This window comes from Buttiauxella warmboldiae, assembly GCF_003818135.1.
Lineage (GTDB): Bacteria > Pseudomonadota > Gammaproteobacteria > Enterobacterales > Enterobacteriaceae > Buttiauxella > Buttiauxella warmboldiae.
This window is the reverse complement of the sequence record NZ_RPOH01000019.1, coordinates 62,563-70,800: the sequence shown is the minus strand read 5'-3', so window position 1 is coordinate 70,800 and position 8,238 is coordinate 62,563. Positions and strand designations below refer to the sequence as shown.

General features: G+C 51.8%; 7 protein-coding genes and 4 tRNA genes. All 11 read left to right on the top strand.

Features of this window, described 5'->3' with window-relative positions; translation table 11 throughout:
• The first annotated feature begins 192 nt into the window (after positions 1–192).
• The 11 genes from recX (at position 193) to luxS (ending at position 8,198) form a co-directional block, all read left to right on the top strand.
• Positions 193–702: a recombination regulator RecX gene (gene recX, locus EHN07_RS06070; RefSeq protein WP_124023285.1), complete on the top strand. Its 510-nt coding sequence runs from the start codon at positions 193–195 to the stop codon at positions 700–702.
• Between the two features lie 138 nt (positions 703–840).
• Positions 841–3,468: an alanine--tRNA ligase gene (alaS, locus tag EHN07_RS06065; protein ID WP_124023284.1), complete on the top strand. Its 2,628-nt coding sequence runs from the start codon at positions 841–843 to the stop codon at positions 3,466–3,468.
• 247 nt (positions 3,469–3,715) lie between these two features.
• Positions 3,716–3,901 (top strand): carbon storage regulator CsrA, encoded by a 186-nt coding sequence (gene csrA, locus EHN07_RS06060; protein ID WP_013574027.1) that lies wholly within the window; start codon positions 3,716–3,718, stop codon positions 3,899–3,901.
• A gap of 315 nt (positions 3,902–4,216) precedes the next feature.
• Positions 4,217–4,309 (top strand) — tRNA-Ser (locus EHN07_RS06055).
• A 4-nt stretch (positions 4,310–4,313) separates the two neighbouring features.
• Positions 4,314–4,390 (top strand) — tRNA-Arg (locus EHN07_RS06050).
• 64 nt (positions 4,391–4,454) lie between these two features.
• Positions 4,455–4,531 (top strand) — tRNA-Arg (locus tag EHN07_RS06045).
• A 64-nt stretch (positions 4,532–4,595) separates the two neighbouring features.
• A tRNA-Arg gene (locus EHN07_RS06040) sits at positions 4,596–4,672 on the top strand.
• A 228-nt stretch (positions 4,673–4,900) separates the two neighbouring features.
• Positions 4,901–5,467, top strand: a complete 567-nt coding sequence (gene yqaB, locus EHN07_RS06035) for a fructose-1-phosphate/6-phosphogluconate phosphatase (RefSeq protein ID WP_124023283.1) — start codon at positions 4,901–4,903, stop codon at positions 5,465–5,467.
• Entirely contained in the window at positions 5,464–5,892 is a 429-nt protein-coding gene (locus EHN07_RS06030; RefSeq protein WP_124023282.1) for a YqaA family protein, read from the top strand. The genes yqaB and EHN07_RS06030 overlap by 4 nt, the downstream gene beginning before the upstream one ends.
• A gap of 79 nt (positions 5,893–5,971) precedes the next feature.
• Positions 5,972–7,528, top strand: a complete 1,557-nt coding sequence (gene gshA / locus EHN07_RS06025) for a glutamate--cysteine ligase (protein ID WP_124023281.1) — start codon at positions 5,972–5,974, stop codon at positions 7,526–7,528.
• Positions 7,529–7,682: 154 nt separating this feature from the next.
• Positions 7,683–8,198, top strand: a complete 516-nt coding sequence (gene luxS, locus EHN07_RS06020) for an S-ribosylhomocysteine lyase (protein ID WP_124023280.1) — start codon at positions 7,683–7,685, stop codon at positions 8,196–8,198.
• Positions 8,199–8,238: the final 40 nt, after the last annotated feature.

Sequence of the window (8,238 nt, the reverse complement as noted above, 5' to 3'; positions counted from 1 at the left end):
CCACGTGTTTCGCCAAACGAACATAGGCCATCAATAAAAGACAAGGAAAATCAATTTATTGATTTTCGGCTGATAATCACAAAGAAGGAAAAACCACGTTTTTTCCTTCTTTGTCAGCAACCTCAAGGGCTGCTACGGCAGCCCTTGTTTATTTCTGCCCTATTGTATTTCCTTTAAAACAGGTTATCCGCTATGCCTGCTGAATCTACTTCCCGCCGCAGCCCTTATTCCCGATTATTAGACAAAGCCACGCGTATTTTGGCCATGCGCGATCACAGCGAACAAGAACTTCGCCGCAAACTTACGGCCCAGCCGACTTTTCCGGGGAGGTCGCTGGCAGAAGAAAATCCTGTTACGCCGGAAGATATCGATAAAGTCATTGCCTGGTGCTATGAACATCGCTGGCTGGATGACGAACTTTTCGCAACACGCTTTATCGCCAGCCGTGGCCGCAAAGGTTATGGTCCGCAGCGTATTCGCCAGGAATTACAAAGCAAAGGTATTTCGCGAGAGACGGGTGAAGCCGCAATGCTGAATTGCGACATAGACTGGCAGGTGATGGCACAAGAAATTGCTGAGCGAAAATTTGGTGAGCCGCTTCCTACAGAATGGAAAGAACGAGCTAAGGTACAGCGTTTTCTGCTTTATCGTGGCTTCTTTATGGAAGACATACAGGAGATATATCGAAATTTTGCCGATTAGGCTTACGCGGGATTTTACTTCCCTGAGAAGAAAACTTATCTTATTCCCACTTTTTCAAGGCAACAGGTCACGGTCAAAGCGTTAAAATTGGCTATGCCCGGTTTGCTAACTCCCCGTTAGCTTGATTTCAGGATAATTATGAGCAAGAGCACCGCTGAGATCCGTCAGGCGTTTCTCGATTTTTTCCATAGTAAAGGTCATCAGGTTGTAGCGAGCAGCTCCCTGGTTCCGAATAACGATCCGACTTTATTGTTTACCAATGCCGGGATGAACCAGTTCAAGGATGTGTTCCTTGGCCTGGACAAGCGTCATTACTCCCGCGCAACCACGTCTCAGCGCTGTGTCCGCGCCGGTGGTAAACACAACGACCTGGAGAACGTCGGTTACACTGCCCGTCACCACACTTTCTTTGAAATGCTGGGTAACTTCAGCTTCGGCGATTATTTCAAGCATGATGCCATCAACTATGCCTGGGAATTATTGACCGGCGAACAGTGGTTTAATCTGCCAAAAGATCGTCTGTGGGTCACGGTTTACGAGACTGACGACGAAGCGTTTGAAATCTGGGAAAAAGAAGTGGGCGTGCCGCGCGAGCGCATTATCCGTATTGGTGACAATAAAGGCGGAGCTTACGCATCTGACAACTTCTGGCAGATGGGTGACACCGGCCCTTGCGGCCCATGCACCGAGATCTTCTTTGACCATGGCGACCACATCTGGGGTGGCCCTCCGGGCAGCGCGGAAGAAGATGGCGATCGCTATATCGAAATCTGGAACCTGGTCTTTATGCAGTTCAACCGTCAGCAGGATGGCACTATGCTGCCGCTGCCGAAGCCATCGGTTGATACCGGTATGGGGCTGGAGCGTATTGCCGCGGTGCTGCAACACGTTAACTCCAACTACGAAATCGACTTGTTCAGCAAGCTGATTCAGTCTGTTGCCAAAGTCACTGGCGCTACCGATCTGGCCAGCAAATCGCTGCGTGTTATCGCTGACCATATTCGGTCCTGCGCATTCCTCGTTGCTGATGGCGTAACTCCGTCGAACGAAGGCCGTGGCTATGTGCTGCGCCGCATCATTCGTCGTGCGATTCGTCATGGCAACATGCTGGGCGCGAAAGAGACCTTCTTCTATAAGCTGGTTGGCCCATTAGTTGAAGTCATGGGGGCGGCGGGTGAAGAGCTGCAACGCCAGCAGGCGCTGGTTGAGCAAGTTCTGAAAACTGAAGAAGAACAGTTTGCCCGCACGCTTGAGCGTGGTCTGGCGCTGCTGGATGAAGAGCTGGCTAAACTGGAGGGCGATACTCTGGATGGCGAAACCGCTTTCCGCCTGTATGACACCTACGGTTTCCCGGTCGACCTGACGGCGGATGTTTGCCGCGAGCGTAACCTGAAAGTAGACGAAGCGGGCTTTGAAGCGGCGATGGAAGAGCAGCGCCGTCGTGCGCGTGAATCCAGCGGCTTTGGCGCTGACTACAACAGCATGATACGTGTCGATGGTGCCTCAGCGTTCAAAGGCTACGACCACACTGATTTGACGGCTAAAGTCACCGCGCTATTTGTTGATGGCAAAGCGGTGGAACAGATTACTGCCGGGCAAGAAGCGGTTGTGGTGCTTGATGAAACTCCGTTCTATGCAGAGTCTGGCGGCCAGGTGGGCGATAAAGGCGCGATTAAAGCCAACGGCGTAGATTTTGCGATCAACGATACGCAGAAGTATGGTCAGGCTATCGGCCATCTCGGCAAGCTCGTTTCAGGCGTAGTAAAAGTGGGCGACAGCGTCAAAGCTGAAGTGGATGAAGCGCGTCGTGCGCGCATTCGTCTGAACCACTCCGCCACGCACTTATTGCATGCAGCATTGCGCCAGGTGCTGGGCACGCACGTTGCGCAGAAAGGCTCTCTGGTTAACGACAAAGGCCTGCGTTTTGACTTCTCTCATTTCGAAGGGATGAAACCGGCTGAAGTGCGCGCGGTAGAAGAGATTGTGAACGCGCAAATCCGTCGCAATTTGCCCGTCGAAACTCACGTCATGGATCTGGAAGCGGCGAAAGCTAAAGGCGCTATGGCGCTGTTTGGTGAGAAATATGATGACCATGTGCGTGTGCTGAGCATGGGTGATTTCTCAACTGAACTGTGTGGTGGTATTCACGCGAGCCGCACCGGTGATATCGGTCTGTTCCGTATCGTGGCTGAGTCCGGTACGGCGGCTGGCGTGCGTCGTATTGAAGCGGTGACAGGCGAAGGGGCGCTGGCAAGCCTGCATGCACAAAGTGAACAGCTGCAGGAGATTGCTCAACTGCTGAAAGGCGACAGCCAGAACCTGAATGAGAAAGTGCGTTCGGTACTGGAGCGTACCCGCCTGCTGGAGAAAGAGTTGCAGCAGCTGAAAGAGCAGCAGGCAGTGCAGGAGAGCGCAAACCTTTCCAGCAAAGCTGTCGAGGTCAAAGGGGTGAAGCTGCTGGTGAGCGAGCTTGCCAACGTTGAACCTAAGCTGTTACGTACCATGGTTGACGATCTGAAAAATCAGCTGGGTTCGGCAATTATCGTGCTGGCGACGGTAGCAGAAGGTAAAGTTTCTCTGATTGTGGGCGTCTCTAAAGATGTGACTGACCGTGTGAAGGCGGGGGAGCTGATTGGGGTTATCGCTCAGCAGGTTGGAGGCAAAGGGGGCGGTCGTCCAGATATGGCTCAGGCTGGCGGTACAGACACGGCAGCATTGCCGGGTGCGCTGGCTGGCGTTGAAGCCTGGGTCTCGGCGAAACTCTAAATCAAAAAATAAAGTGTGGACAGACGCCATAGCTTCCCGGTTATGGCGTCTTCTTAATCTGCATACATTCAATAATGATAAAGTCAGGTTAAAGTTGCGTATATCGGCTAGACTTAGTCATATCAGAAGGTAATGTCGTGGTCATTGACAGTATATGTGTTTGTCACTGCTTACTTTTTGGCGTATATGATGGAGAATGCCGGGATACAGAGAGACCCGACTCTTTTAATCTTTCAAGGAGCAAAGAATGCTGATTCTAACTCGTCGAGTTGGTGAGACCCTCATGATTGGGGATGAGGTGACCGTGACAGTACTGGGGGTAAAAGGTAACCAGGTTCGTATTGGTGTTAATGCCCCTAAAGAAGTGTCTGTACACCGTGAAGAGATCTACCAACGTATCCAGGCTGAAAAATCGCAACAAACGAGTTACTAAAGTTATTACGTCTCGCTAATGACTGGCGAGACGTTTCCTTTAGCCCCCCTTTTTCTTCGCAATACCCCCTGAATTTTCTGTTCTCCGTGTTATTTCTTATTTGCCCACCGTGCTCTCTTTCAGGCATTAGCCTTATCTTGCCTGTTGATAAAACACTCTTTTTGCCGTGAATTCGCCCGAATTGTGCGTGAAGTGTGCAATTAAAAATTAGTTGGGAAAAATTGTTTGACTTATAAGTGCGGGAAAGTAATATGTGCGCCACGCAGTGCCGATGAGCAGAAACATGTTTAGCGGTACGACTCGAAAGAGGCGTGTGGTGAGGTGGCCGAGAGGCTGAAGGCGCTCCCCTGCTAAGGGAGTATGCGGTCAAAAGCTGCATCCGGGGTTCGAATCCCCGCCTCACCGCCATTTTGCACCCATAGCTCAGCTGGATAGAGTACTCGGCTACGAACCGAGCGGTCGGAAGTTCGAATCTTCCTGGGTGCACCATCTTATTTGATGTTGTTTAGCACAACAAACAGCATTAAGTCAGTAGTAAAAGAAGTCATCCTGTGCACCCATAGCTCAGCTGGATAGAGTACTCGGCTACGAACCGAGCGGTCGGAAGTTCGAATCTTCCTGGGTGCACCATTCTTCTTCAATGTTGCAGCAGGTTTCGTGACATTGAGCCAGAAGTCAAAAGCAGTAACCCGATGCACCCATAGCTCAGCTGGATAGAGTACTCGGCTACGAACCGAGCGGTCGGAAGTTCGAATCTTCCTGGGTGCACCATATCTTCCCAGTCTGTCAGCCATCAAGATGCAACGGCCCTTTAGGGCGAGCCATCTTCCTGGGCGCAACATTTCCCCTCTGCGTTACCCCTCAGATGTACAAACAAAATCCCAATAATTCCATACAAAGCCATTAATCACCTTCTAAACTAGCTCAATCACAATCAGCGACAATATTATTGGTTTACGCTAAAGTAACGCCTCAATATTGAGTGATGTGAGGGATGAGATGTACGAAAGTTATGCAGGTCTGATTTTCGATATGGACGGAACCATTCTCGATACCGAACCAACACATCGTAAGGCGTGGCGTGAAACGCTCGCGGGCTACGGCATGCAGTTTGACGAACAGGCTATGGTGGCGTTAAACGGTTCCCCAACCTGGCGCATCGCGCAGGCGATTATCGAACTCAATCGTGCCGATCTTGATCCCCATCGTCTTGCGCAGGAAAAAACGCAGGCCGTAAGAGCGATGCTGCTTGATACGGTACGCCCGCTTCCCCTGATTGACGTTGTTAAATCCTGGCATGGTCGTCGGCCAATGGCGGTGGGAACGGGCAGTGAAAGCGAGATTGCCGAGGCGCTGTTAAACCACCTCGGCTTACGTCACTATTTCAGTGCCGTTGTCGCGGCCGATCATGTTAAAAATCACAAACCGGCTCCCGACACTTTTTTGCTGTGCGCCGAATTAATGGGCGTTGCACCGCAAAAATGTGTGGTGTTTGAAGATGCCGATTTTGGCCTGGCGGCGGCGCAAGCGGCCGGAATGGATGGCGTGGACGTGCGTTTGCTGTGAGTGAGGCGCTCTCGCTTGTTTCTCTGTTTACCAGCAGTTTTCTTAGCGCTACGTTATTGCCGGGAAGTTCAGAGGCGGTACTGGTCGCGTTGCTGGTGGCAGGCTCTGGCCCTGGCTGGTCACTTATTTTAATCGCAACAATGGGTAATAGCCTTGGGGGCCTGACTAACGTTATTCTGGGGCGCTTTTTCCCGCTGCGGGAACGCTCGCGCTGGCATGGGAAGGCATCAGCCTGGCTGGTGCGTTTTGGCCCCGCGGCGTTATTACTTAGCTGGATGCCCCTGGTCGGCGATTTGCTGTGCCTGCTGGCGGGCTTATTACGCATGAGCTGGGGACCGGTAATCTTTTTCTTATGCCTTGGTAAAGCGCTTCGCTATATCGTTGTCGCGGCTGCAACGATCCAGGGCATGGCGTGGTGGCACTAATTGGGTGAGCTGATGGTCATCAGCACTATTTAAAACAATTATGCTTAATAAAAATGAATTCGACAGGCGGGAGGTCAATTTGATCCCGAACGTATCACAGGCGCTGGCCTGGCTGGAAAAGCATCCTCAGGCGGTAAAAGGTATTCATCGTGGTCTGGAGCGTGAAACGCTGCGGGTCACGCCGGATGGCCAGTTGGCAACGACGGCGCATCCGGAAAATCTTGGTTCAGCGCTGGCCCATAAATGGATCACCACCGATTTCGCTGAAGCGCTGCTGGAGTTTATTACCCCGGTTGATGGCGACATCGACCATATGCTGACGTTTATGCGCGATCTCCATCGCCACACGGCCCGCGAACTGGGTGACGAGCGCATGTGGCCGCTGAGTATGCCGTGTTATATCAGCGACGGTCAGAACATTGAGCTGGCCCAGTACGGCTCCTCCAATAACGGCCGTTTTAAAACGTTATATCGTGAAGGTTTAAAAAACCGTTACGGCGCGTTGATGCAGACTATCTCTGGCGTGCACTACAACTTTTCGCTACCGCTGGAGTTCTGGCAGGCGCGTCTGGGGATAGAAGATGCCGAAAGCGGCAAAGAGGCGATTTCGGCCGGCTACTTCCGCCTGATTCGTAACTACTACCGTTTTGGTTGGGTTATCCCGTACCTGTTCGGCGCATCACCGGCTATTTGTTCCTCTTTCCTGCAAGGGAAAGAGAGCGCGCTGCCGTTTGAAAAAACCGCATGCGGCATGAATTACCTGCCGTATGCGACTTCATTGCGCCTGAGCGACCTGGGTTATACCAATAAATCCCAGAGCAATCTTGGGATTACGTTTAACGATCTGGAGACTTACGTCGCCGGCCTCAAACGAGCCATCAAAACGCCATCGGAAGAGTACGCGCAGATGGGCGTTGAGAAAGACGGTAAGCGCCTGCAAATCAACACCAACGTGCTGCAAATTGAAAATGAACTCTACGCGCCGATTCGCCCTAAACGCGTCACAGGGCCGGGTGAATCGCCATCTGATGCGCTGATGCGCGGCGGGATTGAATATATCGAAGTGCGTTCGCTCGATATCAACCCGTTCTCGCCGATTGGGGTGGATGAGCAGCAGGTTCGCTTCCTCGACCTGTTTATGATTTGGTGCGTGCTGGCTGACGCGCCGGAAATGAGCAGCGACGAATTGCTTTGTACCCGCAAAAACTGGAATCGTGTGATCCTTGAAGGGCGTAAACCAGGCCTGACGCTGGGTATCGGTTGTGAAACCGCGCAGCATCCGCTGCCGCAGGTGGGCAAAGATCTGTTTGCCGATTTGCGTCGCGTTGCCGAAACGCTTGATGGCATTGCGGGCAATAAAGAGTATCAGGAAGTCTGCGATCGCCTGGTGGCGTGCTTCGACGATGCGGAATTAACCTATTCGGCACGTATTCTGCGGTCTATGATTGAGAAAGGGATTGGCGGCACCGGGCTTGCGCTGGCCGAGCAGTATCGTCAAATGCTGGTATCAGAGCCGCTGGAGATTTTGACCGAGGAAGCGTTGCAGCAGGAACATGATGCTTCATGGCAGCGTCAGCGCGATATCGAAGCGAGTGATAGCGAACCTTTTGATGCCTGGCTTGCGCGCCACGCTTAGTAGCAAAGAAAAAGGCCACAATCAATGTGGCCAAAATATACATCTCTGAATCAGGGATGATGATAACAAATGCGCGTCTTTCATATACTCAGAGTAGTGTGCGAAAGAATGGTTCATTTTATTTTTAAAAAAATCATTTATTGGAGGTTGTCAGATGCCGCTGTTGGATAGCTTCACAGTTGACCATACACGCATGGGCGCACCCGCCGTGCGTGTAGCGAAAACGATGCATACGCCCCATGGCGATACTATCACCGTATTCGATCTGCGTTTTTGCATCCCCAACAAGGAAGTGATGCCAGAAAAAGGCATTCATACGCTTGAGCACCTGTTCGCTGGTTTTATGCGTGACCACCTGAATGGGAATGGCGTAGAGATCATTGATATTTCGCCAATGGGCTGCCGTACCGGTTTCTATATGAGCCTGATTGGCGTACCGGAAGAGTCTCGCGTTGCCGCTGCATGGACTGCGGCGATGGAAGATGTGCTGAAGGTGAAAGAGCAGAACCAGATCCCTGAGCTGAATGTTTACCAGTGCGGCACTTACCACATGCACTCGCTGCAAGAAGCGCAGGATATCGCGCGTCATATTCTTGAGCATGGCGTGAGCGTGAACAGTAACGAAGAGCTGGCGCTGCCAAAAGAGAAACTTAAAGAGCTACATATCTAGTTCTGAGAGAGCGCAAGGCTTGTCATAAGAAAAGGGGTCG

Coding starts and splice junctions, on each gene's coding strand:
- recX (WP_124023285.1), top strand. CDS start 193: ATGCCTGCTGAATCTACTTCCCGCCGCAGCCCTTATTCCCGATTATTA.
- alaS (WP_124023284.1), top strand. CDS start 841: ATGAGCAAGAGCACCGCTGAGATCCGTCAGGCGTTTCTCGATTTTTTC.
- csrA (WP_013574027.1), top strand. CDS start 3,716: ATGCTGATTCTAACTCGTCGAGTTGGTGAGACCCTCATGATTGGGGAT.
- yqaB (WP_124023283.1), top strand. CDS start 4,901: ATGTACGAAAGTTATGCAGGTCTGATTTTCGATATGGACGGAACCATT.
- luxS (WP_124023280.1), top strand. CDS start 7,683: ATGCCGCTGTTGGATAGCTTCACAGTTGACCATACACGCATGGGCGCA.